General features: G+C 65.7%; 22 protein-coding genes and 2 tRNA genes. 18 read left to right on the forward strand and 6 right to left on the reverse strand.

Annotated features, from left to right (window positions below; genetic code table 11):
* Positions 1-421, forward strand: a 421-nt coding sequence (locus tag ACE039_RS03310) for a glutathione binding-like protein (protein WP_485821681.1), incomplete at its 5' end; no start/stop codon positions are given.
* A 51-nt stretch (positions 422-472) separates the two neighbouring features.
* A complete protein-coding gene (locus ACE039_RS03315) occupies positions 473-1,804 on the forward strand; it encodes an MFS transporter (RefSeq protein WP_105560494.1) in 1,332 nt (443 codons plus the stop codon).
* Positions 1,805-1,839: 35 nt separating this feature from the next.
* Here the strand turns inward: ACE039_RS03315 and ACE039_RS03320 are convergent, their stop codons facing one another.
* On the reverse strand, positions 1,840-2,868 hold the full coding sequence (locus ACE039_RS03320; protein WP_485821682.1) for an AraC family transcriptional regulator: 1,029 nt from the start codon (positions 2,866-2,868) through the stop codon (positions 1,840-1,842).
* A gap of 145 nt (positions 2,869-3,013) precedes the next feature.
* Here ACE039_RS03320 and ACE039_RS03325 point away from each other — a divergent pair, with 145 nt between their 5' ends.
* Positions 3,014-3,775, forward strand: a complete 762-nt coding sequence (locus tag ACE039_RS03325) for an aldolase (RefSeq protein ID WP_485821683.1) — start codon at positions 3,014-3,016, stop codon at positions 3,773-3,775.
* A gap of 138 nt (positions 3,776-3,913) precedes the next feature.
* Here the strand turns inward: ACE039_RS03325 and mscL are convergent, their stop codons facing one another.
* Positions 3,914-4,363 (reverse strand): large conductance mechanosensitive channel protein MscL, encoded by a 450-nt coding sequence (mscL, locus tag ACE039_RS03330; protein WP_313461134.1) that lies wholly within the window; start codon positions 4,361-4,363, stop codon positions 3,914-3,916.
* Positions 4,364-4,503: 140 nt separating this feature from the next.
* On the opposite strand from mscL, the gene petA reads away from it, so the two are divergent.
* From petA to ACE039_RS03360, 6 genes are all read left to right on the forward strand, one after another.
* Entirely contained in the window at positions 4,504-5,145 is a 642-nt protein-coding gene (petA, locus tag ACE039_RS03335; RefSeq protein WP_105560497.1) for a ubiquinol-cytochrome c reductase iron-sulfur subunit, read from the forward strand.
* A 74-nt stretch (positions 5,146-5,219) separates the two neighbouring features.
* The gene (locus ACE039_RS03340; protein ID WP_105560498.1) at positions 5,220-6,608 is read left to right on the forward strand and encodes a cytochrome b; all 1,389 of its coding nucleotides are present in this window, start codon (positions 5,220-5,222) and stop codon (positions 6,606-6,608) included.
* Positions 6,609-6,632: 24 nt separating this feature from the next.
* Positions 6,633-7,493, forward strand: a complete 861-nt coding sequence (locus ACE039_RS03345) for a cytochrome c1 (protein ID WP_105560499.1) — start codon at positions 6,633-6,635, stop codon at positions 7,491-7,493.
* Between the two features lie 153 nt (positions 7,494-7,646).
* The gene (locus ACE039_RS03350; RefSeq protein WP_006224517.1) at positions 7,647-8,258 is read left to right on the forward strand and encodes a glutathione S-transferase N-terminal domain-containing protein; all 612 of its coding nucleotides are present in this window, start codon (positions 7,647-7,649) and stop codon (positions 8,256-8,258) included.
* A gap of 13 nt (positions 8,259-8,271) precedes the next feature.
* Positions 8,272-8,721, forward strand: coding sequence for a ClpXP protease specificity-enhancing factor (locus tag ACE039_RS03355; protein ID WP_105560500.1), 450 nt, complete (start codon positions 8,272-8,274; stop codon positions 8,719-8,721).
* Positions 8,722-8,979: 258 nt separating this feature from the next.
* Positions 8,980-9,055 (forward strand) — tRNA-Thr (locus ACE039_RS03360).
* A 140-nt stretch (positions 9,056-9,195) separates the two neighbouring features.
* Here the strand turns inward: ACE039_RS03360 and ACE039_RS03365 are convergent.
* From ACE039_RS03365 to ACE039_RS03375, 3 genes are all read right to left on the reverse strand, one after another.
* Complete coding sequence (locus ACE039_RS03365; RefSeq protein WP_448710204.1) at positions 9,196-10,584, reverse strand: GntP family permease; 1,389 nt, start codon at positions 10,582-10,584, stop codon at positions 9,196-9,198.
* A gap of 144 nt (positions 10,585-10,728) precedes the next feature.
* Positions 10,729-11,694, reverse strand: coding sequence for a Bug family tripartite tricarboxylate transporter substrate binding protein (locus ACE039_RS03370; protein WP_485821684.1), 966 nt, complete (start codon positions 11,692-11,694; stop codon positions 10,729-10,731).
* Positions 11,695-11,728: 34 nt separating this feature from the next.
* The gene (locus tag ACE039_RS03375) at positions 11,729-13,150 is read right to left on the reverse strand and encodes an amidase (RefSeq protein ID WP_485821685.1); all 1,422 of its coding nucleotides are present in this window, start codon (positions 13,148-13,150) and stop codon (positions 11,729-11,731) included.
* 149 nt (positions 13,151-13,299) lie between these two features.
* Between ACE039_RS03375 and ACE039_RS03380 the strand changes: the two genes are divergently transcribed.
* The 5 genes from ACE039_RS03380 to ACE039_RS03400 all read left to right on the forward strand — a co-directional run bounded on the left by ACE039_RS03380 (position 13,300) and on the right by ACE039_RS03400 (position 17,202).
* The gene (locus tag ACE039_RS03380; protein ID WP_485821686.1) at positions 13,300-14,100 is read left to right on the forward strand and encodes an IclR family transcriptional regulator; all 801 of its coding nucleotides are present in this window, start codon (positions 13,300-13,302) and stop codon (positions 14,098-14,100) included.
* A 66-nt stretch (positions 14,101-14,166) separates the two neighbouring features.
* A tRNA-Asn gene (locus ACE039_RS03385) sits at positions 14,167-14,242 on the forward strand.
* 214 nt (positions 14,243-14,456) lie between these two features.
* The gene (gcvA, locus tag ACE039_RS03390; protein ID WP_485821687.1) at positions 14,457-15,416 is read left to right on the forward strand and encodes a transcriptional regulator GcvA; all 960 of its coding nucleotides are present in this window, start codon (positions 14,457-14,459) and stop codon (positions 15,414-15,416) included.
* A 104-nt stretch (positions 15,417-15,520) separates the two neighbouring features.
* Complete coding sequence (locus tag ACE039_RS03395) at positions 15,521-15,994, forward strand: RidA family protein (protein ID WP_105559353.1); 474 nt, start codon at positions 15,521-15,523, stop codon at positions 15,992-15,994.
* 11 nt (positions 15,995-16,005) lie between these two features.
* Positions 16,006-17,202, forward strand: a complete 1,197-nt coding sequence (locus ACE039_RS03400) for an aminotransferase class V-fold PLP-dependent enzyme (protein WP_485821688.1) — start codon at positions 16,006-16,008, stop codon at positions 17,200-17,202.
* 15 nt (positions 17,203-17,217) lie between these two features.
* Here the strand turns inward: ACE039_RS03400 and ACE039_RS03405 are convergent, their stop codons facing one another.
* Complete coding sequence (locus ACE039_RS03405) at positions 17,218-18,111, reverse strand: DMT family transporter (protein ID WP_332007973.1); 894 nt, start codon at positions 18,109-18,111, stop codon at positions 17,218-17,220.
* Between the two features lie 163 nt (positions 18,112-18,274).
* Here ACE039_RS03405 and ACE039_RS03410 point away from each other — a divergent pair, with 163 nt between their 5' ends.
* The 4 genes from ACE039_RS03410 to ACE039_RS03425 all read left to right on the forward strand — a co-directional run bounded on the left by ACE039_RS03410 (position 18,275) and on the right by ACE039_RS03425 (position 24,060).
* The gene (locus ACE039_RS03410; protein WP_448710197.1) at positions 18,275-19,165 is read left to right on the forward strand and encodes a helix-turn-helix domain-containing protein; all 891 of its coding nucleotides are present in this window, start codon (positions 18,275-18,277) and stop codon (positions 19,163-19,165) included.
* Between the two features lie 102 nt (positions 19,166-19,267).
* Positions 19,268-20,716, forward strand: coding sequence for a DUF2868 domain-containing protein (locus ACE039_RS03415; protein WP_485821689.1), 1,449 nt, complete (start codon positions 19,268-19,270; stop codon positions 20,714-20,716).
* Positions 20,709-22,097, forward strand: coding sequence for a GTPase/DUF3482 domain-containing protein (locus ACE039_RS03420; RefSeq protein WP_485821690.1), 1,389 nt, complete (start codon positions 20,709-20,711; stop codon positions 22,095-22,097). Before ACE039_RS03415 ends, ACE039_RS03420 begins: the two co-directional genes overlap by 8 nt.
* A gap of 355 nt (positions 22,098-22,452) precedes the next feature.
* The gene (locus tag ACE039_RS03425) at positions 22,453-24,060 is read left to right on the forward strand and encodes an ABC transporter substrate-binding protein (protein ID WP_485821691.1); all 1,608 of its coding nucleotides are present in this window, start codon (positions 22,453-22,455) and stop codon (positions 24,058-24,060) included.
* The last annotated feature ends 74 nt before the right edge of the window (positions 24,061-24,134 follow it).

Below are 24,134 nucleotides of genomic sequence, written 5' to 3' on the forward strand. Positions count from 1 at the left end.
CCTGCTGCACCTTGCGCACCACTACGCGCCCGAGTGGTTGGCGCCTTTGCCCCGCATCGGCGCCATGCACGCCTGGCTATCGGTATCCGCCAACGAAATCGCAAACAGCCTGCAACCGCTGCGCTTGACCCGCGTCGTGAGCCACGCCGAGGCCGCCCACCACCTGGGCGTGAGCGAGGCGCTGCTCGACATCCCGGGCATGCAAGCCCGCACGGACCGCGTCCTGCGCGGCATGGACAAGCGCCTTTCGGAACACATGTGGCTGGCCGGTGCCGACGCGCCCACCGTGGCCGACATCGCCTGCTACGGCTACGCGGCGCTGGCCGAAGAAGCCGCCATCGACGTCGCCGCCTATCCCGCCATGGCGGCATGGCGCGAACGCATACGGCAGTTGCCGGGATATGTGACGCCAGGCACCTGAACCTGGCGCGCAACGACACAAAACCATTACGACAAGACAAGAGGAAACCACATGGACGCCATACCCGCCGCGCAGCCTGCTGCCCGATCACACAAGAAACCAAACCTGTTCCGGGTCGCCGTCGCGACCGTCATCGGCACCGCCGTGGAGGCCTTCGACTTCCTCGCCTACGGAACCGCCGCGGCCCTGGTTTTCAACAAGATCTTCTTTCCGCAATTCGATCCGGTGACTGGCACGCTGGCGGCCTTTGGCGCGTTCGCCAGCGGCATGCTGGCGCGTCCCATCGGCGGCATCCTGTTCGGCCACTTCGGCGATCGCGTCGGCCGTAAATCCATGCTGACGCTGAGCCTGCTGCTGATGGGCCTGTGCACCGTGCTCATCGGCCTGCTGCCAACCTATGAACAGATCGGCATCTCGGCCGCCGTGCTGCTGGTGGTGCTGCGCATCGGCCAGGGGCTGTCGTTCGGCGGAGAAATGGGCGGCGCCATGCTGATGGCGGTCGAGCATGCGCCGCCAAAGTGGAAGGCGTTCTTCGGCAGCCTGCCGCTGGTGGGCGCGCCCTTGGGCATCCTGCTGTCGGTGGGGTCCTTCGCGCTGGTGACGCGGCTGCCGGAAGAGGACTTCCTGTCCTGGGGCTGGCGCCTGCCGTTCCTGGCCAGCGCCGTACTCATTGTCGTGGGCCTGTTCATCCGCCACGGCATCGACGAATCCCCCGAGTTCGAACGCGTCAAGCGCGAGCGCGCGCAGGCCAGGCAACCGCTGGAAGACAAAATGCCCCTGCGTGAGCTGCTGCGCGCGCACGGCAAATCGCTCTTGCTGTGCATCGGCTGCAAGATTGCCGAAGTCACGCTGATCTACACCTTCTTGGTGTTCTCGGTGTCCTACGCCGTGTCCAAGCTGGGCTTCAGCCGCGCCGACGCGCTGCACGCCTTGCTCTACGGCGCTGGCGTGCTGATGTTCACCATTCCGCTGTTCGGCATGCTGGCCGATCGCATCGGCGCCCGCCGGGTCTGCGGCTGGGGCGGCATGATCCTGGGGCTCATGGCCATTCCCATCTTTCTCGCGGTGGGCAGCGGCTCGCTGCTGGCATACAGCCTTGCCGTCTTCGTCGCCATGGCCTTCAACTACGCGATCATGATCGCTCCTCAGTCCAGCCTCTACAGCGCCCAGTTCCCGGCCGAGCTGCGCTATTCCGGGCTGTCCATCGGGGTCCAGTTCTCGGCGGCCATCGGCGGCGGGCTGGCGCCGCTGATTTCGGCCACGCTGGTCCAGAAGTTCGACAGCATTGTTCCCGTCGGCGTCTACCTGGCGGTTCTGGGTATCGTTGCCGGCACCTCGGCGTTTCTCATGAAGCCCACGCCCCAGGACTTGCGCCGGGGCTGATGCGCCGTACCGGCCGATGAGCGGGCGGCGCGGATCTACGCGCCGCCGCTGGCGCTTCTGGCCGTCTTGCGATACAGCGCGGGCGACATGCCGAAGCGTTCATGGAAACGGCGGATGAAATGGCTGGCGTGCTGAAAACCGCAAGAGGCGGCGATCTCTTTGACCTCGACGTGCGACCGTCGCGGGTCTTCCAGCGCTTCCCTGGCCAGTTGCAGTCGGCGTTCGCGCACATAGCTCGTGTATTGCAGCGAACGCGTCTTGAACAACCGATGCACCCAGCGCGTCGTGACGCGCAGCACGTCCGCCACCGCCTGCACCGACAGCTCCGGATCCGTGATGTGGGCATCGATGTAGCTCGCCAGCACCTGCCAGTTGTCCGCAGGCGCCCGCGCATCGCCCGGTATCTTCTCCAACGCCTGGCTGGTGTATATCGACGCCAGCAGCGCAAGCAGCGCCTGCTCGGCAAACAGCGACGACGTAGGATTGGATTCCACCTTGTCGAAGAACACGTGATGCAGGCAGCGATGGGCGGTCTGCACCATCGGCAAGCCGGCCGCGCCACGTTGCGCGGTGAACTGGGACATCGCCAGGCTGTGCGCGCCGAGCAAGCGCGACAGCGGCCCTTTCACCACCACGATCCGCGAATCGGTGTACATCCGGATGTCGGAGGGCAGTGCGGTCGTGCGGAAAATGATGTCTCCCGGTTCCAGCGGCAGGGTGGCTTCATTCTGGACAATGACGCCATGCCCGGCGATCACGAAGCTCGCCAGGAACTCCGCGTGGTCCAGATCGGCCGCATGCTCGGCGCGGTGGTGCACGCTTATCGGCGTGGACTCCAGGCTGACCACCAGTCCGCCCGCGCGCAGCCGGCAGGCCTGCAATTGCAGCCGGGGCTGTTCCGTCAGCGCCCGGAACTCTCCCGGCAGGACCAGCTTGTCCAGCTCGCGCTCATAGCCGGCGATTTCCTGCGCATAGAACGGCCGGAACTGGGGCGCAAAGTTGAGATCCGCCTCGGAACAGGCGGGCCGGGCGGGTCGATTCACGGTCGGGCTGGCGCTGGGCATGTTCGAAGCTCTCTGTCGGGCCGGCCACCACGGGCCGGGAAGTGCCTGCCGTCCTGTCGCATTGAGTCAACCCGCGTTCGTGATCGGTCAATCGCAGGCCGCAGAGGCGGGCGTGTAATTGAGCCATTATCCCCAAGGAGACCCCATGCTGGAAAAACAAGCCCATGCCGACGCCTTCTTTGCGCGCTCCGCGAACAAGCTCGACTTCGGAAACTGGGACGAGAAGGAAAAAGTGGCGCTAAGCTGCCGCATTCTCGCCAGCGAAGGCCATTCGGAAACCCTGGCCGGCCAGATCACGGTGCGCAACGCCGACGGCACGTTCCTGACCACGCCCATGGCCCGGGCGTTCGACGAAATCGTCCCGTCCTCGGTCATTCGCATCAATGACGACATGGAAGTGCTTGATGGCGGGGGCACGCCCAACCCCGCCGTGCGCTTTCATTTCTGGGTGTATCGCCAGCGCCCCGACGTGCAGTGCATCATCCACACGCACCCGCCGCATGTCTCGACGCTGTCGATGACGGGCCAGCCGCTGGTCGTCGCGCACATGGACGCCACGCCGTTCCACAACGATTGCGCCCATCTGAAGGAATGGCCCGGGCTGCCTATCGCCGATCAGGAAGGCGAGATCATTTCGGCGGCGCTGGGCGACAAGCGCTGCATCCTGCTGGCCAACCATGGCTTCCTGGCCGCCGGATCCTGCGTGGAAGAAGCGCTGTACCTGTCGGTGCTGATCGAACGCGCGGCCCGCAATCAGCTGCTGGCCGCCGCCGCGTACGGCGAAGTGAAACCGGTGAATGACGAGCTGGCCGCCGAATCGCACGACTTTCTACTGAAGCCCAGCATCGTGCGCGCAAGCTTCGCCATGTTCGCGCGTCGCGTCGAACGGCAAATGGCAGCGGACTAGGGCAAACGGGAGACAACAAGCAGCGGATCGTTCAGCGGGGGCCGGCGTACGCGGGAACACACGGACCCTGCGCCGGCGGGAACGTCCGCCAGCCGCGGCCCGGATCCGTGCGGATCACGAGCTCGCGGCGGCAGCGAATCAGGGCTTTTTGAGCAGATCGCGGATTTCGCGCAATAGCGCCACGTCTTCGGGCGTCGCGGCCGGTGCGGCCGGCGCTTCCTCGGCTTTGGCGCGCGCCTTGTAGATGGCCTTGACCATCCAGAAGATCACGAACGCCAACAGCACGAAGTTGATGATGATGGTGACGAAATTACCCCACGCAAAGACGTTTGCGCCGGCCTTGGTCAGGTCGGCATACGTCATGGGGCCGTTGTAGCCGGCGGGCATGGATAGCACCAGGAACTTGTTCGAAAAGTCGACCGAGCCGCCAAGGATGAAGTTGACCAGCGGCATGACGATGTCTTTCACCAGCGAGTCGACGATTCTGCCGAACGCTGCACCGATAATGACACCCACTGCCAAGTCAACCGCATTGCCTTTTACCGCGAAATCTCGGAATTCTTTGACGAAACCAGTCGCTTTGCTCATAAAAGCACTCCCTTCGTGATACGCCCATCAGTGGGCTGGCGCTATAATACGCGGTTGCTATGTTGTTACATATTCCCGCGAACCCGATGCCGCAGAAGTGATGCTACTCGTAGAGCGGGCGCATCAACAAGGATAGGAAGATGAGTCAGGATACGCTGGTGCACGATGATGACGGTGCGGTTGATCCCAACCTGCCACCTGATCCTTCGCGACGTTTCTGGGTTACCACCGCCTGTGCCGTGGGTGGCGTAGCAGGTGTCGCAACGGCATTGCCGCTTGTGAGCACATTTTCTCCCTCTGAAAAGGCCCGCGCGGCCGGGGCCCCTGTAGAAGTGGATATCGGCGACATCCCCGTCGGCACCATGAAGACAGTGGAATGGCGTGGGAAGCCGGTGTGGATCATTCACCGTTCTCCCGAACAGCTCGCCTCCCTGAAAACGCTGGACCCTTTACTGGCCGACCCTGATTCCAAGCGGCCTGGCTTCACTCCCAAATACGCCGAAAACGAGGCTCGTTCGCGCAAGCCCGAGATCTTCGTCTGTGTCGGCATCTGTACGCACCTGGGCTGCTCGCCCACCTCGCACTTCGAAACGGGCGGCGGTGGCGGCATGGGCGCCAATTGGCAAGGCGGATTCCTCTGTCCCTGCCACGGCTCCACGTTCGACTTGGCCGGCCGGGTCTACAAGAACAAGCCCGCCCCCGACAACCTCGAAGTACCGCCTTACCAATATCTCAGCGACACCCGCATCATCGTGGGCGTCGATGAAGACAACAAGGCCTGACGCTCGCGTCGCGCTTTTTTCCCGAATTACGTAAGTAAAACAAATACGCCACGTATTAGAGAAGGAGCCGTTACATGGCTGGCGAGAAAACCGTCGAGACGACAGGCCTGTTGGGCTGGCTGGACCGGCGCTTTCCGGTGACATCCACCTGGAAAGCCCATCTGTCCGAGTACTACGCACCGAAGAATTTCAACTTTTGGTATTTCTTTGGCTCCTTGGCCTTATTGGTCCTGGTGCTGCAGATCGTGACCGGCATTTTCCTGGTCATGCATTACAAGCCGGACGCTGAACGCGCGTTCCAGTCCGTCGAATACATCATGCGCGAGGTCCCATGGGGCTGGCTGGTGCGCTACATGCACTCCACCGGCGCGTCGATGTTCTTCGTCGTCGTGTACCTGCACATGCTGCGCGGGCTGCTTTACGGTTCCTACCGCAAGCCGCGCGAGCTCGTGTGGATCTTCGGCGTGGCGATTTTCCTCTGTCTGATGGCCGAAGCTTTCTTCGGCTACCTGCTCCCGTGGGGCCAGATGTCGTATTGGGGCGCCCAGGTGATCGTGAACCTGTTCGCGGCCATTCCGTTCATCGGCCCTGAACTGTCGATCTGGATCCGCGGCGACTACGTCGTGTCGGACGCCACCCTGAACCGCTTCTTCGCCTTCCACGTCATCGCGATTCCGCTGGTGCTGGTCGGTCTGGTGGCGGCTCACCTGGTGGCGCTGCACGAAGTCGGCTCGAACAACCCGGACGGCATCGAGATCAAGCAGGGGCCGAAAGACAAGTACGGCCGGCCGAAGGATGGCATCCCGTTCCACCCGTTCTACTCGGTGCATGACCTGATGGGCGTGGCGGGCTTCCTGCTCGTGTTCGCCTTCATCGTGTTCTTCGCGCCGGAAATGGGCGGGTACTTCCTGGAGTTCAACAACTTCATCCCCGCCGACTCGCTGAAGACGCCGCCGCACATCGCGCCGGTCTGGTACTTCACGCCGTTCTACTCGATGCTTCGCGCCACCACCGACGAATTCACGTGGGTGCTGGCAGGCGCATCGGTGCTGGGCGCCATTGCGTTGCTCGTCAAGAGCAACCTGAAGGGCATCCTGCGCGTGGCCATCCCCGGCATCCTGATCGTCGTGGCCGTGCTGCTGCGCGTGATCGACGCCAAGTTCTGGGGTGTGGTCGCCATGGGCGGCACGGTTGTCATCCTGTTCTTCCTGCCGTGGCTGGACCATTCGCCGGTCAAGTCGATCCGCTACCGCCCCACGTGGCACAAGTGGATCTACGGCATCTTCATGGTCAACTTCCTGGTGCTTGGCTACATCGGTACGCAGCCGCCCAGTCCGCCGTTGAACATCACGTCGCAAATCGGCACGCTGCTGTACCTGGCATTCTTCTTCCTGATGCCGGTCTGGAGCCGCCTTGGCACGTTCAAGCCCGTGCCCGAGCGCGTTACGTTCCACGCCCACTGAGCCCCACCAGATAACGGACTAACCATGATCAAGAAGCTGATTGGTGCCGTGGCCTTGATGCTCACGTGTACCGCCGCATTCGCCGCCGAAGGCGGGTTCCCGCTCGACAAGGCGCCGTATCGCGTCAACGACATGGCGTCGCTGCAAAACGGCGCCAAGCTGTTCGTCAACTACTGCCTGAACTGTCATAGCGCATCGTCGATGCGCTATAACAAGCTGAAGGACATCGGGCTGACTGACCAGCAAATCAAGGAAAGCCTGCTGTTCACCGGCGAAAAGGTGGGCGACATGATGACTGTCGCCATGTCGCCCAAGGACGCCAAGAAGTGGTTTGGCACGACGCCCCCGGACCTGTCCGTGATCGCGCGCGCCAAATCGGTCAACGCCGGCCCGTCCGGCGCCGACTACATCTACACCTACCTGCGCACTTTCTACCGCGATTCGTCGCGCGCCACCGGTTGGAACAACCTGGTTTTCCCGGCCGTGGGCATGCCCCATGCGCTCTGGGAGCTCCAGGGTCCGCGCGAGCTGACGACCGTGGCCATGCACGAAGTGGAAGTGAAGGACGCCAAGGAAGGCGCACCCAAAACCTGGGAACGCGTCACGACGGTGTACGATGCTCAAGGTTTTTCCACGGTCAAGGCCGAACCGGTAGCTGATTACCACGGCCATGCCACCTTTGATGCCAAATTTAAGGCCGCCAACCCGGCCCAAGTCGCAACATACGACAACGACGTCGCAGACCTGACCGCGTTCATGTCCTGGATGGCCGAGCCCGTCCAGACGTTACGCGTCCGTATCGGCGTCGGTGTCATGTTGTTCCTGCTGTTGTTCTTCCTGGTTACGTGGCGCTTGAACGCTTCGTACTGGAAGCACGTGCGCTAACCGCAACGCCCCGCCAGGCATGAAAGCCGTCCCCCTTTAAAAACAGGGACAGCAGTGGCGGATAGGGCTGTACGCCTATCCCGCCTGGCAATCGGGGCCAGCGCCTGCTAGATTTAGGCGCTGGCCTTTCGTTTTTCATAAAGGACTTACACCATGATGGTGCTCTATTCCGGAACCACGTGTCCGTTTTCGCAACGCTGCCGCTTCGTGTTGTTCGAAAAGGGTATGGATTTCGAGATCCGCGACATCGACCTGTACAACAAGCCCGAAGACATCTCGGTGATGAACCCGTACGGTCAAGTGCCCATTCTGGTCGAACGCGACCTGGTCCTGTACGAGTCGAACATCATCAACGAGTACATCGACGAGCGCTTCCCGCACCCGCAGCTGATGCCCGCCGACCCGGTCATGCGTGCCCGCACCCGTCTGTTCCTCTACAACTTCGAGAAAGAACTGTTCGTTCACGTCTCGACGCTGGAAGACCGCAGCGCCAAGCCGGACGAGAAGAAGCTGGCCCATGCCCGCCAGAACATCCGCGACCGCCTGGCCCAGCTGGCTCCCATGCTGCTGAAGAACAAGTACATGCTGGGTGAAGAATTCTCCATGCTGGACGTGGCCGTGGCTCCGCTCCTGTGGCGCCTGGATCACTACGGCATCGAACTGCCCAAGAACGCGGCCCCGCTGCAAAAGTACGCCGAACGCATCTTCTCGCGTCCGGCCTACATCGAAGCGCTGACGCCTTCGGAAAAAGTGATGCGTCGTTAAGGCTGGTTGTGTGATGGGTGAAACTTCGACCAAACCGTATCTGATCCGCGCGCTGCATGAATGGTGCACCGACAACGGCTACACGCCGTACATCACCGTGCAGGTCGACGAGCACACCATGGTGCCCGTCGCGCATGTCCGTGACGGTCAGATCACACTGAACGTGGGCACGCTGGCCACCAACCGTCTGGTGCTGGGCAATGAATTCATCGAATTCCAGGCCCGCTTCAGCGGCGTGACCGAAAACGTCTACGTTCCCGTCGGCGCCGTCAGCGCCATCTACGCGCGCGAAACCGGCGCCGGCATGGGCTTCGAAGTGCAGCCCTACGAACCGCCGGCGGCGGGTGCGCAAGGCGCGGCGGATGCCGACGCGCCTGAAAGCACCGACGCCGACGTAGCGCCTGGCGACGACGGCGGCGATGACGACGAACCCAAGCGTCCGCGCCTGACCATCGTCAAATAACCGCTGCAACGCGGGGACGGCGCGCCCGGCGCAATGTCCCCGCCATTTCAGACGGATTCCCGCTTTCTGTGCTTGGCAGGATGTTCATCCTGCCCGCACAGGGCGTTTTGCTGCGCGACGTTTACGTGCGCTTCCAAACCGCACAGCGGGGGTGATCCCGTGCAATGGAGAACGCGGTGTGGCAGCGCACATGGGCCGTACACGGCGCCGGCGTTTTTTCATTACAATGCAGTCCCTGCGCGTGCCCTGGCACGCCGTGCCGGTGTAGCTCAGTTGGTAGAGCAGCTCACTTGTAATGAGAAGGTCGAGGGTTCGATTCCTTTCACCGGCACCAGGAATATCGCATCACATCCAGCGAAGTGCATCCCGCAAAATGCGCCCAACAAAATGCGCCCAACAAAAAGCCCAACCGTCCGGTTGGGCTTTTTTGCTTTTACACGGGCTTGAACACGGCCGAGTCCGGCCTCAGGGCAATCAGCCCAGCGGGGGCAGCATGCTGAACAGCAGCACCATGATCAGGCCCACCACGGACACGATCGACTGCACCACCGAGATCGTCTTGGTGGCTTCGCCCATCGTCATGCCGAAGGATTCCTTCACCATCCAGAAACCGGCGTGGTTGGCATAGTTGAAGAACAACGAGCCGCAACCGATCGACAGCGCCAGCAGCGGCAGGTTCAACGTCGGGTCGGCGCCCGCCAGCGGCGCCAGCAGGCCGGCCGCGCCCACGATGCCGACCGTGGCCGAGCCGGTGGACACCGACAGCAGCATGGCGATCAGCCAGCCCAGGATCAACGGCGGAAAGGCGAACTGGTGCGTCAGGTGGACGATGGCGTCGCCGACCTTGGCGCTGGTCAGCACCTGCTGGAAGGCCCCGCCACCGGCGATGATCAGCATGATGCCGGCGATGGGCTTCAGGCTTTGGCCCAGCGCCTCGCGCAGCTTTTCCGCGTCGCCGCGGCGCATGAACACCAGCGTCACGGCGGCAAACAGCACGCCCAGCAACATGGCGACCACCGGGTTGCCCAGGAAGGCAGCCACGTGCAGCCCGCTAGACCCCTTGGGCAGCAGCATTTCGGCCAAGGCATGCACCAGCATCAGCAGCGCGGGAAGCAGCGCCGCCACGATCCCCAGGCCCACGCTGGGCGCGCCGTTGCCGGCGGCGGCTTCGCGGGGGGTGGTGAACTGCTCAAGCAGGGCTTCGTCCGGCCGGGTCGTCATGCGCCGGGCGATGAACGCGCCATACAGCGGGCCGCCGAAGACCATGGCGGGCAGCGCGGCGATGAAGCCGTAGATCATGGTCGGGCCGACGGTGGTCTTCAACGTGGCGATCGCCGTCAGCGGGCCCGGGTGCGGAGGCACCATGCCGTGCATGGCCGCCAGCGCGGAAATCACCGGCACGCCCACATACACGTAGGCAGAGCCTTTGAAGCGCTGCTGGCTCTCCAGCTTGCGCGCCACGCTGAAGATCAGCGGCAGCATCACGACCAGGCCCACTTCGAAGAACATCGGGATGCCGATGACGAACGCCACCAGCGTCATGGCCCATGGAATCATGCGGGGCGACGTGTGGCGCAGGATGGCATTGGCCAGGCGTTCGGTGGTGCCCGAGTCCGCCAGAATCTTGCCCAGCATCGCGCCCAGCGCGATCACCACGCCGACGGCGCCCAGGGTCTTGCCCGCACCGTCGGTCAGGTTCTTGACGATGGCCACGGGCTCCATGCCCGTAGCGAAGCCGACGCCGATGGAAACAATCAGCAGCGCCAGCAGCGGGTGCATGCGGATGCGCGAAACAATCAGCGCGACCAGCACCAGGACGCTCACCAGGGCGGTAAGCAGCAATTGAATGTCGAACGATGACATGTATGAACCCAGAAAAAACGAGAGAGGTCGCGAGCCTTCCGGGTGCCATCATAAGGGATCGACCTTACGGCTTGCCGCGCACGGGGCAGCGGCGGAAAAGCGGGCTGGCGCCTCGATCAGAAGGCGCCAAGAGCCGCCGTCCCATCAATCCGGCTTGATCCCCGCCGCCTTGATGATCGCCGCGTTGCGCTCCAGTTCCGTTTCCACCTTGCGGCGGAACGCGGCCGGGTCCTGGTAGGTGGCGTCAAAGCCCAGGTCCTGCAGCTTGGCGCGCGTGTCCGGTTCCGCCATCACCGCTTCGATCTCCTTGGACATCCGGGCGACGATGGGCGCGGGCGTGCCTTTGGGCATGACGACGCCGAACCACGTTTCGAAGTCGTAGCCGGCCACGCCACCTTCCGCGACGGTAGGCACGTCGGGCACCAGGGGCGAGCGCGCGCGGCCCGTGAGCGCCACGGCGCGGACCTTGCCGGCCTTGATCTGGGGCAGACCCGCCACCAGCGTGTCGATCGACAACGGAATCTGGTTGCCGATCAGGTCGGTCATGGCCGGGGCGCTGCCGCGGTAGGGCACGTGCAGCAACTTGGCGCCGGTACGCTGGGCCAGCGACTCGCCCGCCATGTGGGGGGTGGAGCCGTTGCCGAACGACCCGAAGCTGAGCGGTTGCGCGGCTGATTTCGTCGTGATGTCGGCCACCGTGCCGATGCCGGACTGCGGGTTCGTCAGGATCACGAACGGCGTGCTGCCCGCGACGGCGACGTACTCGTAGCTCTTGATCGGGTCGTAGCTCAGGTTGGGATACAGCAGCGGGTTCGACGTGAACGTCGGGGCGCCGGTGATCATCAATGTGTAGCCGTCGGGCGCGGCGCGGGCGACGGCGGTGGCGCCGATGCCGGTGTTGGCGCCGGGCTTGTTTTCAATGACGACGGTCTGGCCCAGACGCGCGCCCAGCTTCGCGGCGAAGAGGCGGCCGATGACGTCGGTGGACCCGCCGGGCGGGAACGGCACCACCATGGTGATGGGCTTTTCCGGATAGGCCTGTGCCGAAGCCATCAGCGGCGCTGCGGCCAGGACGCACAGCGCAATGGCGCGGGCGACGGTGTGGTTCATTGTTTTCCCCTTGTGTTGTTGGCGTGTTGGTCAGTCAGTGCGGCAGCACGGGCGCCTGGCGCCAGTACTGCGTGGCTTGTTCGAACGCGTGCGCCAGTTGCAGCAGCGCATGTTCCTGGCGATAGCGGCCGACGATCTGGATGCCGACGGGCAGGCCCGCGTCGCTGAAACCGCAGGGCACCGAAATGGCGGGATGGCCGGTCAGCGACAGGTAGTAGCCCGAACGCATCCAGTCGATGTAGTTGTGCATCGGCGTGCCTTCGATGGCGCTTACGGTTTCCTGTTCGACCGGGAACGGCAGCACCTGGCTGACCGGCCCGATCAGGAATTCATGCTGTTGCATGAAGGCGTGCATGCGGGCGAACAGGGCGGCGCGGTCGCGCTCGGCCTGGACGACGGCGGCAGCCGGTTGTTGCAGGCCCAGCTCGATGTTCCAGATGACGCTGTCCTTGAGCAGGTGCCTATGTTCGCGCAGCACCGCTTCGTAGCCCACCGCGAAGGTCTGCCCGCGCAAGGCCTGGAATGCGGCGTCCGCGCCGGTGAAGTCCGGGCACGCCGGTTCGACCTGGGCGCCCAGGTCTGCGAAAACCGGCAGTTGGCGCTCCAGCGCCTGCACCACGGCCGCTTCCACCGGCAGGCCGCCCCACGTCGGCGCGTAGGCGATACGCACGCCTTTGAAATCGCGAGACAGGCTGTCCAGGAAGCGGGCGGGGTCCTGTTCGATGGCCAGCGGGTCGCGCGCATCCGCCCCTGCCGTGGCGGCCAGCAGCAGCGCCACATCGGCCACCGTGCGCGCCATCGGGCCCGCGACGGTCAACGCGTTGTACGGATTGGCCGTGGGCCATTGCGGGACGCGCCCTGGCGACGGACGCAGGCCCACGACATTGCAAAACGAAGCCGGGTTGCGCAGCGATCCGCCCATGTCCGTGCCGTCGGCCAATGGCGCCATGCGGGCGGCCAGCGCGGCGGCGGCCCCGCCGCTGCTGCCGCCGGCCGTCAGACGCAGGTCGTAGGGATTGCGGGTGGCGCCGAATACCGGATTGAACGTCTGCGAACCGGCGCCGAATTCGGGCAGGTTGGTCTTGCCCAGCGTGATGGCGCCGGCCGCGCGTTCGCGGGTGACGATCAGGCTGTCGCGATCAGGCACGAAGTCGCGGTATAGCGGCGACCCGTAGGTGGTTCGCATGCCGGCCGTCAGGAAGGAATCCTTGTGCAGGATCGGCAATCCGTGCAGCAGGCCAAGCGGCTGGCCGGCCGCTTGGCGCTCGTCGGCCAGCAGGGCGCGCGCCAGCGCGCCTTCGGCGTCCAGGGTGACCACGGCATTCACGTGGGGGTTGCAGGCATCGATGCGCGCCAGGTGCGCGGCCGTTACGTCGCGGGCGCTGACATGGCCGGCGGCGATGTCGGCCCGCAAGGCCACGGCGGTCATGTCGCATAAGGAGGAATTCTGAGTCATGTGCAGCCGCAATGTATTGCTATGCGATATAAAGTATTGAATAATCAACTTTATAGTGGGTATTCCGCCCCCGGACAATTCGGGGAAACTAGCGCTGCCCATGACGCCACCCGCATCCGCCCCCTTGCGCCGCCCCGGCCTGGAGCCCCATGACGACACGCCCGACCCCCGTTGCCGCTACCCCCCTGGCGGACGCCGACGATCCCTTGTTCGTCGCGTCGCTGGAAAAAGGCATGCGGGTGCTGGACGCGTTCGGCGACGCCTCGGACTCGCTGGGCCTGACCGATATCGCCACGCTCACGGGCCTGGGGAAAAGCGCGGCGCAGCGCTTCATCCATACGTGGGAGCGCCTGGGCTACCTGGTCAAGGACGCGTCATCGCGCCGCTATCGGCTGGGGCCGCGCGTCGTGGAATTGGGCTACTACTTTCTGCGCAGCGACCGGCTGGTCTCCATGGCCGCGCCACATCTGGTGGCGTTGCGCGACCGTTGCGGCCTGGCCGTGCACATGAGCGTGCTGGCCGGCGGCGACATGATCTATCTGCTGCGCCTGCCCAGCCGGCAAATGACGCTGGCCGAAATGCTGCCGGGACGCCGCATGCCCGCCTGGTGCAACAGCGGCGGACGCATGCTGCTGACGCCACAGGACGACGACGCCATCCGCCAGGCGCTGCTGCGCGCGCCGCCGCGCGCGTTCACGCCGCGCACGGTCGTGGACCCGGACGCGCTGCTGGCGCTGGTGCGCCAGGCGCGCGAAGACGGCTACGCGCTGACCGAAGATCAAGTGCTGCAGAACCAGGTGGGCGCGGCCGTGCTGCTGCGCGATGCGCGCGGCCAGCCGCTGGCGGCGATCAGCGTCAGCGCGCCGCGCAACGACTATCCCGCTGACCGCTTGTTGCGCGACATCGTGCCGCAGTTGTTCCGCACGGCGCAGGCGATCCAGCACGCCTGACCGAAATTTTTCAGGCTGTTTTGCATTCTTCCGATTTTTTGTGCATAATTCGGCCCCTCTACCTGTTCCCCGATAGCTCAGTCGGTAGAGCGACGGACTGTTAATCCGCAGGTCGCTGGTTCGAGCCCAGCTCGGGGAGCCAAGAATTCAGCCGTGCAATGTTCGTCCGCACCGCTAGCAAGACAAGCAGTATCTGCAATACCCGCAGTACCCTTAAAAAAGCCCGCAACCTGTTTGCGGGCTTTTTGCATTGCGGCCCACGACCGACCCACAAGCGACCCATGACCAACCCACAACCGGCCCACAACGCGTAGGATGACGCGCATCCCGTTCCGACGCGCTTCGCCATCCGCCCCATGCGTTCCACGCGATCCCTGCCTGCCCTGGTTTCCCTGCGCGCCTTCGAAGCGGCGGCGCGGCGCTTGAGCTTTTCGCTGGCGGCTCAAGAACTTTTCGTCACGCAGAGCGCGATCAGCCATCACATCCAGCGGCTGGAAAGCGAACTGGGCGTGGCGCTGTTTGAACGGCGCACGCGGGCCGTGGCGCTGACGCCTGCCGGGCAGGCCTATTACGAACACGTGCATGCCGCCTTTGAACTGCTGCGCCAGGGCACCGACGACATCCGCGCGCCGGCCACGGCCCGCGCCACGCTGAAGGTCGGCTTGCTGGCGTCGTTCGCCACGCGCTGGCTGGCGCCGCGCCTGCCGGCGTTCGCCGCCGCGCATCCAGGCATTGATCTGCAACTGCAAACCGACATCGGCCTGGCCGATGTCGCGGGCGGCGAAGTGGACGTGGCGATCCGCTACGGCCGCGGCGGCTGGCCGGGCGTCGCCTCGCGGCTGCTGATGGCTGAACGGCTGTCCGTCGTGTGCGCGCCCGCCTTGATCGCTGGCCGCAAGCGCCCCCGCACGGCGAACGACTTGCTGCGCCACCCGCTGCTCGCCTCGCATGCCAGGCAGCCCTTTGAATGGGACGCCTGGTCACGGCGCTTCGGCATGGATCTGGGCCGCGCCCAGACGGTGCGCCTGCACGACTACAACATCGTCGTCGAAGCCGCGCTGGCTGGCCAGGGCCTGGCCATGGGCCGGCACCGGCTGATCGCCCCGCACCTGGCCAGCGGCGCGCTGGTGGACGCACTGCCCGGCACGGTGCTGGAAGATCCCCGCATCGGCTGGTGGTTCGTGGCCCCCCGCGGCGCGCTGACACCCTTGGCGCAAGCGTGCCACGACTGGCTGGCTGCCTCGGCGGAGGCAGACGCAGACCCAGAGGCAGGCGCAGGCGCTGGTGCAGACCCGGACAATCGCCACACGCATTAGTTTTACTCATGCGTATAAGGCAAGAATTGATTGGTCACGCGCCGCCGTGCCCGATAGCATCGAAGTTCGCACTTTTCGCTAACCCCTTTTGCAGGTGAATCAACATGACCCGCACCATCTCCGGCCGCGTGGCCGAACTGGGCTATACCCTGGAAGCCGCCGCCGCTCCCGCCGCCAACTACGTGCCGTTCGTCCTGGAGGGCAACCTGCTCACCATCTCGGGCCAGATCTCGCGCCAGGACGGCAAGCCGCGCTATCTGGGCCAGCTGGGCAATCAAGTCTCCGACGCCGATGGCGTCGAAGCCGCCAAGCTGTCGGGCCTGGGCATCCTGTCGCAAATCGCCGCCGCCACCGGCGACCGCCTGGACCGCGTGGCACGCGTTGTGCGCCTGGGCGTCTTCGTGGCCAGCACGCCCGACTTCAACCGCCAGAGCGCCATCGCCAACGGCGCGTCGGACCTGATGGTGGCCGTGTTCGGCGACGCCGGCCGCCATGCGCGCAGCGCCGTCGGCGTGGCGTCCCTGCCGCAAGGCGTCTCCGTGGAAATCGAAGCCGTCATCGCCTTGACGCCCGCCTGAGCGCCCTTGCCATGCCCGCCCCTCTGACCCCAGACGCCATCCAGGCGCTGCGCGCTCGCACGCCTGGCGCGCACGCCAGCATCCACTTCAACCACGCCGGGTCGTCGCTGCCCTCGTCGGGCACGCTGGAAGCGATTCAAGCGCATCTGCTACGCGAAGCGGCGCAGGGCCCGATGGAGGCAGGCGTGGCCTCGCGCGCGCTGACCGAAAGCGCCCGCACGCTGTCGGCGCGGCTACTGAATGCACAACCGGAAGAGATCGCCCTGACCACCGGCAACTCTCCCGGCTGGGGCGCCGCCTTCGCGGCGCTTGCGCCCTGGCGGCCCGGCGACCGCATCCTGGTCGGCCGCCATGAATGGGGCGGCAACCTGGCAGCCATGCGGCTACGCGCGGAGCGCGCCGGCGCGGTGCTGGAAACCATCCCGTCGGACGATACCGGCTGCGTGGACGCCGACGCGCTGGCCGCCATGCTTGACGAGCGCGTGCGCCTGATCGCGCTGACCTGGCTGCCCGCCAACGGCGGCCTGATCAACCCGGCCGCCGCCATCGGACGCGTGGCGCGGCAGCACGGCATCCCGTATTTCGTGGATGCGGCGCAAGCAGTAGGCCAACTGCCCATCGATGTGGCGGAGATCGGCTGCGATGTCTTGAGCGGTGCCGGCCGCAAGGCCTTGCGCGGGCCGCGCGGCACGGGCCTGCTGTATGTGCGGCGGGATTTCCTGGACCAGCTCACGCCCGCTTTCGTGGATACCCATTCGGCCCCGTTGGGCGACGACGACCAGCCCCGATTGCGCGCCGACGCCGCCCGGCTGGAATCCGCCGAAAACTCGCTAGCGTTGCGCTGTGGCCTGGCCCATGCCTTGCAGGAAGCGCTGGACATCGGCCTTGCGGCCATCCGCGCCACCATCGATGCAAACGCCCGATTGCTGCGCGCTGAACTCGCGGCCATTCCAGGCATCACGGTGCTGGACCAAGGCCGGGAATTGTCGGGCCTGGTGTCCTTCAATGTGGCGGGTCAGGACGCAACCGCCGTGCAACGCGCGCTGGCGGCACAGGGCATCACCATTGGCAGCAACGGGGTGCCGTACACGCCACTGGACATGCGGGCGCGCGGCCTGACCCAGATCGCGCGCGCCTCGGTCAGCTATCTGACCAGTGATGACGAAATATCCCGATTGCTGGACGGGCTGCGGCAACTGGTGCGATAGCCGGCGGCACAAGCCTCAAGCCGCCGCGCGGCGCATGAACGGCGTCCATTTCGTGAAAACCAGCAGGTTGCCGACCATCACCAGCGCCAGGCCGGCGAAGGTGGCCGGCGTCCACTGGTAGCCCTCGGCCACCGTCGACACGCTTAGCGCCACCACGGGGAACAGCACCGTGCAATACGCGGCACGGGCGGGTCCCATGCGGCCCACCAGCGTCAGATAGGCCGTGAAACCGATCACCGATCCCGGAATGGCCAGATAGAGCAGGGCGCCGGCATAGGACGGCGACGGGTCGAACTGGAATGGCAGGCCCGCCGCCACACACCCCGCCAGCAGGATAGCGGCGCCATACAGCATGCTGTAGGCGTTGCCCGTCAGCGGCCGGATGCCGGCGCGCTGCTGCAGCGACGACAGCATGTTGCCGGTGGAAAAGCAAAAGGTGCCCAGCAGCGCGAAGCCCAGGCCCAACAGCGTTTCGTGGCTGGCCTGCTGGCTGGCAAGCTCGGGCCAGAACAGCAGCACCAGCCCCGAAAACCCGAATGCCCCGGCCAGCATCACACGCGACGCGACGCGGGTGCCGAACCACAGGCGGGCGTTCAACGCGTTCCACAGCGTCGCGGCGGAAAACACCACCGACACCAGCCCACTGGGGATCCACTGCGTGGCGGTGTAGAAGCACAGGAAATTCAGGCAAAACAGGCACAGACCCTGGCCCACGCAGAGCCAATGGCCGCGCCGGTCCATCTTCTGCAATTTACGGGTCAGCAGCAAAGCGGCGAACAGCACCAGGCCCGCCAGCGCGAAGCGGTAGAAGATGGATACGGGAATGGCCACCACGCCCAGTTGCAGCTTGATGGCGATCCAGGTGGTGCCCCAGATGACGACGGTCAGGAAATACAGGAAGAGATTCACGATGCGATGCGCAGCAAAAAAGGAAGGCGGGGCGGGCCCGCCGGACGGCCGATCCGTTCGCCGCGAGTGTGCGCCGCCGCGGCAGACCGGAATTGCCGGTTCTTGCGGTTTTTGCAGGGTCGCGTGCGCGGCGCGCGCGAGATCGCAGTAGCATTTCAGTTCTATGGGCACTATCGCGTCGGCCCCCGCCGACTTCTCCGTCTTCCGCACCCTGTCGCGCTCCACCGCCACGCTGGAGCGCGCCGCGCCGCTGGGCGAAGGGATCGCCATTTCGCAATGGGCCCGCAGCGCCAATGAAACGCTGGGTTACGACATGCCCGGCCATCACACGCTGTCCTTGTACCTGCACGGTGGCGACAAGTCGTTCCGGGTCGGCCACGACACGCTGCACGGCGGCGCCGGCAAGTTCTGCGTGCTGCCGGCCGAACACTATTCGCGCTGGTGCATGAACGACACGGTCCATTTCCTGCACCTGTACATCGCGCCGGAGCGGCTGGCGCGCGAGGCCGTCATGCGGCTGGACTGCGAACCCCGCACGCTGGAACTGCGCGACCGCACCTACATCCAGGACGATTCCCTGATTGACGTGTGCCGCCAGTTGCTGGGCACCGACTGGGCGCAGCCGGCGGACCGGCTGGCGGCCAGCAGCGCCGCCGAAACCGTGCTGCATCACTTGCTGAACCAGGGCGTGGCCCGCAAGACCGTGCAACCCGTCCGTGGCGGCCTCGCGCCCGTCGTGCGCCGGCGCATCATGGACTACGTGGACGCGCACTTGCACGAACCCCTGACGCTGGACCAGCTGGCCGGAATCGCCGCGCTGTCCACCTACCATTTCGCCCGCATGTTCCACACCTCGTTCGGCGAACCGCCGCACGCCTGGGTGCGAGGACGCCGCCTGGCGCACGCCCGCAGCCTGCTGGCGGCCGGCAAAGGCGATCTGGCCGGCATCGCGCAGGCCAGCGGCTTCGGCAACGCCAGCCACTTGTCCCGGGTGTTCCGCGACGCCGTCGGCGTCACGCCCGGCCAGTACCGCAACGCGCGCCGCCAGCACTGAACACGACGCAGTCCGGCCCCGTTTCCCGACCCGCGCGTCTACAATGGCGCATCGCCCTTAGCGGCCTGACACCGCGGTCCGACCGCGCTTGCCCACGACGCGATGCCGCCTTCGCCCTCTCGCGATTCCGAACCCCTGGCCGGCCCGGCCGCCCCGCGCCCGCTGCGCGCGCATTGGCTGGCCGAACTCATCCGCCTGCGTGAAACCCATTGGGGCCCGCTGGACGATGCCGACGCCGTCCGGCGCGTGCGGCAGCTGGATACCGATCTGCCCTCGCGCATCCTGGCCCGCGCCGACCTGCTGGCGCAACGCGAAAACCTCACCCCGATGGTCGATGCCTGGCGCCGCAGCGCGCGCGGCATCCTGGCCGTGCTGTTCGTCCTGGCCCTGTTGTCCGGCATCGGCGTGGCCCTGGGCGCGCTGGGCGATGGGTCGCGCCCCGTCAACGTGCTCTGGGCGCTGGGCGCCTTGCTCGGCCTGCACGCATTGACCTTCCTGCTGTGGCTGGCCAGCTTTCTGCTCAGGCCGTCGGCCGTGACCGGTTTGGGCCGTCTTTGGCTGTGGGCCACCCGCAAGCTGTCGCGCGGTCCCGACGGCGCGCTGGTGCCGCAGGCCCTCCTGAACCTTCTGGCGCGCGCAGGCGCGTTGCGCTGGCTCTTCGGCGCCATCAGCCATCTGTTGTGGCTGACGGCGCTATGCGCCGCGCTGGCCGCCTTGCTGGCGGTGCTGTCCACCGCCAGTTACCGTTTCATCTGGGCCACCACGCTCCTGGCGCCCGACACCTTCGTGGGGCTGACGCAGGCCATCGGCTGGCTACCCGCGCACCTGGGCTTTCCGATGCCAGACGCCGCCATCATCCGCGCCAGCGACGGCGCGCAGACGCTGTCCCCGGACGCGCAGGTGCAGTGGTCGCTGTGGCTGATCGGCGTGCTGGTGGTCTACGGCATCCTGCCGCGCCTGCTGGCGGGCGCGCTGTGCGTGGCCGCCGCGCTGCGGGCCCTGCGCCATTTGCGCGTCGACCCCATGCTTGCCGGCTTTTCGCCGCTACGCGACCGCCTCGAGCCCCCGGCGCAATCCACTGGCATCGACCGTCCCGTGGACCCGCTGCACGAACCCCGCGTGCGTGGGCCCGCGCTGGCCGGGCTGGCCGGACAACCCGTGATGCTGGGCCTGGAATTGCCCGCCGACCTGGCTTGGCCGCCTGCCGGCGTGCCCGACGGCATCCGGCTGGCCGGCAACCTGGACACGCGGGAAGAACGCAACCGCGTGCTGGACGCGCTGGCCCAGGCCGCGGCGTCGCGCCTGCTGATCGCCTGCGATGCCCGCCAGACGCCTGATCGCGGCACCCTGTCGCTGATCGCGGAACTATCCGCGCACGCGCAAACCACCGGCGTCTGGCTCATCACCCCCCCGTCCCCGGACGAGGCCTCCGGCGCCGGCACGCGCGCCGCCTTGTGGCGCGAACGGCTGCTGGCCCTGGGCCTGGCCGCCGACGCCATCCTGCAATCCCCCGCCGCGCCCCTGGCGTGGCTGGAGTCCGGCCATGGCTGACGGCGTCATCAAGATCGCGGTGGTGGGCCACACCAACACCGGCAAGACCTCGCTGCTGCGCACCCTCACGCGGGACACCGCGTTCGGCCAGGTGGCCGATAGCCCCGGCACCACCCGCCACGTCGAAGGCGCGCGCCTGCGCCTGGAAGGCCGCGCCGTGCTGGAATGGTTCGACACCCCGGGAATGGAAGACAGCATCGCCCTTCTGGAATACCTGGAGCGGCTGGACGGCCCCGACGAACGGCTGGACGGGCCGGCGCGCATCCGCCGCTTCCTGGACACGCCCGAAGCCCATGGCCGCTACGAGCAGGAAGCCCGCGTCCTGACGAAGATGCTGGACTGCGATGCCGCCCTGTACGTGATCGACGCGCGCGATCCCGTGCTGGGCAAGCATCGCGACGAACTCTCCATCCTGGCCGCCTGCGGCCGCCCCTTGCTGCCAGTGCTGAATTTCGTGAACGCGCCCGCCCACCGCGCCGACGAGTGGCGTGGCGCGATGGCGCGGCTGGGTCTGCATGCGGTGGTGGAATTCGACACGGTCGCGCCGCCGCTCGATGGCGAACAGCAGCTGTACAGCAAACTTGGGGTGCTGCTGGACCGGCACGCGGACGCACTGGCCCGATTGGCCGACAGCCTGTCTCTGCAACGCCGCGAACGCCACGCCGCCGCCTACGAATTGCTGGCCGATCTGCTGGTCGACGTCGCGGCATTGCGCTTGTCCAGCGCCAGCGACGAGCCCGCGCTTGCCGCCGCGTCGAACCAGTTGCGCGATCAAGTCCGGCAACGCGAACAGACCTGCGTGAACGCCTTACTGGCGCTTTATAACTTCCGTCCGTCTGATTTTTCGGACGACACGCTGCCCCTGCAAGGCGAACGTTGGGGCATGGACCTGTTCCATCCTCAGGCGCTGAAAGACATGGGCGTGCAGGTTGGCATGGGCGCCGCCGCCGGCGCGATGGCGGGCGCCGCGGTCGACCTGTTCAGCGCGGGCCTCAGCCTGGGTACCGGCATGCTGATCGGCGCGGCGGCCGGCGGGCTCTGGCAAGGCGTCGAAAAGCTGGGCAAGCGCGTCGCCGGCAAACTGCGCGGCTGGCGCGAGATCAGCGTGGACGATGCCGTGCTGCGCTTGCTGGCCCTGCGCCAGCGGCAATTGATCGATGCCCTGGAACGCCGCGGCCACGCCGCGCGCGAGCCATTGAAACTCGCCCTTCCGGATGACGCAGCCTGGCAAAAAGGGCCGTTGCCCGACGCGCTGAAAGAAGCGCGCAGCCGCCCCGAATGGTCGGCGCTGGGCAAGCACTATGAAGACAGCGACCGCAGGAAGCGGATCGTCCACGAGTTGGCGAAAACCCTTGCCGCCACGCCTCGGCCGGATGCATGAATCCGCCGCTGCCCACGCCGTCAAACGCACCATTCAACGCCGACGGCAAGCGCGGACTAACCCCAATCCAAACCGATTGACGCTTAAACGAATCGATCTATAAGATTCGATCTGCATCGGCGCGGTCCGTCCCCGCCATGACATTCACAAGGGGTTGGGTCTATCGTGAAGTCGAAGTCTTCGGCAGTGATTCCCGGCATCGCCCTCCACGACGCGTGCGCAGTCCGCGCCACGCGCCTTCTGGCCCCACGCCGTCTTTCGTCGTAAGCAGCAACGCCATGCCCCGGATCCCGAAGGGGCCGGGGCCCTGTCACTTCTGTCGCGCGATCCGCGCACCACACGGAGCATGAGGGCTATGCGTACTTTTCCCCACCTGAAGCAAGCTGCGCTCGCGGCCGCCGTTGCGGCATCGCTGGCATTCAGCGCCGGCGCGGCCGCCAAGACGTTCAACTGGTCTTATCAAGGCGACGCCACGTCGATGGACCCGATGGCCCTGAACGAGACCTTCACACTGGGCTTCCAAGGCAATATCTACGAGACCCTGGCCGGTTACGACGGCAATCTGAAACTCACCCCGTTGCTGGCCGAAAGCTGGGAAAACCCCGAACCCACCAAATGGGTGTTCAAGCTGCGAAAAGGCGTCAAGTTCCACGACGGTTCGCCTTTCACGGCGGACGACGTGATCTTTTCCTGGAAGCGCAGCCTGACGCCTGGCTCCGACATGAAGGGCTACGGCGCCAAGGCTTCCGACATCAAGAAGGTGGACGACTACACCATTGAAGTCACCACCCCCACGCCCAACCCCATCCTGCCGCGGGAATGGGTGTTCCTGTACATCATGAGCAAGACGTGGGCCGAAAAGAACAAGACCACCGAGGCCACCAACGTCAAGGGCGACAACCAGGGCAACTACGCCAACCTGAACGCCAACGGCACCGGCCCCTTCATGCTGGTCTCGCGCCAGCCCGACGTGAAGACCGTGCTCAAGCGCTATGACGGGTACTGGAACAAGGACATCAAGACCAACGTCGACGAAGTCATCTTCCAGCCGATCACGCAGGAAGCCACGCGCGTAGCCGCGCTGATCTCCGGTGAAATGGACCTGGTGCAGCCCGTTCCCGTTCAGGACTGGAAGCGTCTTGAAGACGCCAAGGGCGTGAAACCGCTGACGGCGCCGGAAGCGCGCGCCATCTTCATCGGCATGGACCAGGACCGCGACGAACTGCTGTTCTCGGACGTGAAGGGCAAGAACCCCTTCAAGGACGCGAAGGTGCGCGAAGCGGTCGTGCTGGCCGTCGACACCAAGGCCATCAACGAGAAAATCATGCGCGGCGCGGCCAAGCCGCTGGGCTCGCTGGTGGCCACCGCCATCAACGGCTATGCCGATTCCTATGGCGCGCCGTACAAGCCCGATCCCGAACGCGCCAAGAAATTGCTGGCTGAAGCGGGCTACCCGAAGGGCTTCACGGTCACGATGGACTGCCCGAACGACCGCTACGTCAACGACGAAAAGGTCTGCCAGGCGGTCGCCGGCATGCTGGCCCGCGTGGGCATCAAGATCAACCTGCTGGCGCAGACCAAGTCCAAGTACTTCGGCAAGATCCTGCTGCAGGCGGGCAACCAGACCAGCATGTACATGCTGGGATGGACGCCCAGCTCCACCGACGCGCACAACGCGCTGCTGAACCTGGCGGCCTGCCGTGACGCGAAGACAGCCGCCGGCCAGTTCAACCTGGGCGGCTACTGCAACAAGAAGGTCGACGACCTGACCAACAAGATCGGCGTTGAAACCGATCAGACAAAGCGCAATGCCATGATCAAGGAAGCCTTCGAGATCGTGCGGACGGACTTCGGCTATCTGCCGCTGCACCAGCAGCCGATGTCGTGGGGCGTGAAGGACAACATCAAGGTCATCCAGCGCGCCGACGACGTGCTGGACCTGCGCGACGTGGTATTGCCGTAACCCGTTACCGTAACCCTGCCTTGATTTCCTGACGATGTGAGCCCCGGATGGCGCAGGCCGTCCGGGCGCGCCCC

Source organism: Achromobacter maghribensis (assembly GCF_057334215.1).

Excerpts from the sequence above, each read along its gene's own strand:
- ACE039_RS03320 (WP_485821682.1), bottom strand. The coding sequence starts at position 2,868 with ATGCCCAGCGCCAGCCCGACCGTGAATCGACCCGCCCGGCCCGCCTGT.
- ACE039_RS03350 (WP_006224517.1), top strand. The coding sequence starts at position 7,647 with ATGATGGTGCTCTATTCCGGAACCACGTGTCCGTTTTCGCAACGCTGC.
- ACE039_RS03365 (WP_448710204.1), bottom strand. The coding sequence starts at position 10,584 with ATGTCATCGTTCGACATTCAATTGCTGCTTACCGCCCTGGTGAGCGTC.
- ACE039_RS03415 (WP_485821689.1), top strand. The coding sequence starts at position 19,268 with ATGCCGCCTTCGCCCTCTCGCGATTCCGAACCCCTGGCCGGCCCGGCC.
- ACE039_RS03380 (WP_485821686.1), top strand. The coding sequence starts at position 13,300 with ATGACGACACGCCCGACCCCCGTTGCCGCTACCCCCCTGGCGGACGCC.
- ACE039_RS03375 (WP_485821685.1), bottom strand. The coding sequence starts at position 13,150 with ATGACTCAGAATTCCTCCTTATGCGACATGACCGCCGTGGCCTTGCGG.
- ACE039_RS03400 (WP_485821688.1), top strand. The coding sequence starts at position 16,006 with ATGCCCGCCCCTCTGACCCCAGACGCCATCCAGGCGCTGCGCGCTCGC.
- ACE039_RS03410 (WP_448710197.1), top strand. The coding sequence starts at position 18,275 with ATGGGCACTATCGCGTCGGCCCCCGCCGACTTCTCCGTCTTCCGCACC.
- gcvA (WP_485821687.1), top strand. The coding sequence starts at position 14,457 with ATGCGTTCCACGCGATCCCTGCCTGCCCTGGTTTCCCTGCGCGCCTTC.
- petA (WP_105560497.1), top strand. The coding sequence starts at position 4,504 with ATGAGTCAGGATACGCTGGTGCACGATGATGACGGTGCGGTTGATCCC.
- ACE039_RS03315 (WP_105560494.1), top strand. The coding sequence starts at position 473 with ATGGACGCCATACCCGCCGCGCAGCCTGCTGCCCGATCACACAAGAAA.
- ACE039_RS03340 (WP_105560498.1), top strand. The coding sequence starts at position 5,220 with ATGGCTGGCGAGAAAACCGTCGAGACGACAGGCCTGTTGGGCTGGCTG.
- ACE039_RS03395 (WP_105559353.1), top strand. The coding sequence starts at position 15,521 with ATGACCCGCACCATCTCCGGCCGCGTGGCCGAACTGGGCTATACCCTG.
- ACE039_RS03355 (WP_105560500.1), top strand. The coding sequence starts at position 8,272 with ATGGGTGAAACTTCGACCAAACCGTATCTGATCCGCGCGCTGCATGAA.
- ACE039_RS03425 (WP_485821691.1), top strand. The coding sequence starts at position 22,453 with ATGCGTACTTTTCCCCACCTGAAGCAAGCTGCGCTCGCGGCCGCCGTT.
- ACE039_RS03345 (WP_105560499.1), top strand. The coding sequence starts at position 6,633 with ATGATCAAGAAGCTGATTGGTGCCGTGGCCTTGATGCTCACGTGTACC.
- ACE039_RS03370 (WP_485821684.1), bottom strand. The coding sequence starts at position 11,694 with ATGAACCACACCGTCGCCCGCGCCATTGCGCTGTGCGTCCTGGCCGCA.
- ACE039_RS03325 (WP_485821683.1), top strand. The coding sequence starts at position 3,014 with ATGCTGGAAAAACAAGCCCATGCCGACGCCTTCTTTGCGCGCTCCGCG.
- mscL (WP_313461134.1), bottom strand. The coding sequence starts at position 4,363 with ATGAGCAAAGCGACTGGTTTCGTCAAAGAATTCCGAGATTTCGCGGTA.
- ACE039_RS03420 (WP_485821690.1), top strand. The coding sequence starts at position 20,709 with ATGGCTGACGGCGTCATCAAGATCGCGGTGGTGGGCCACACCAACACC.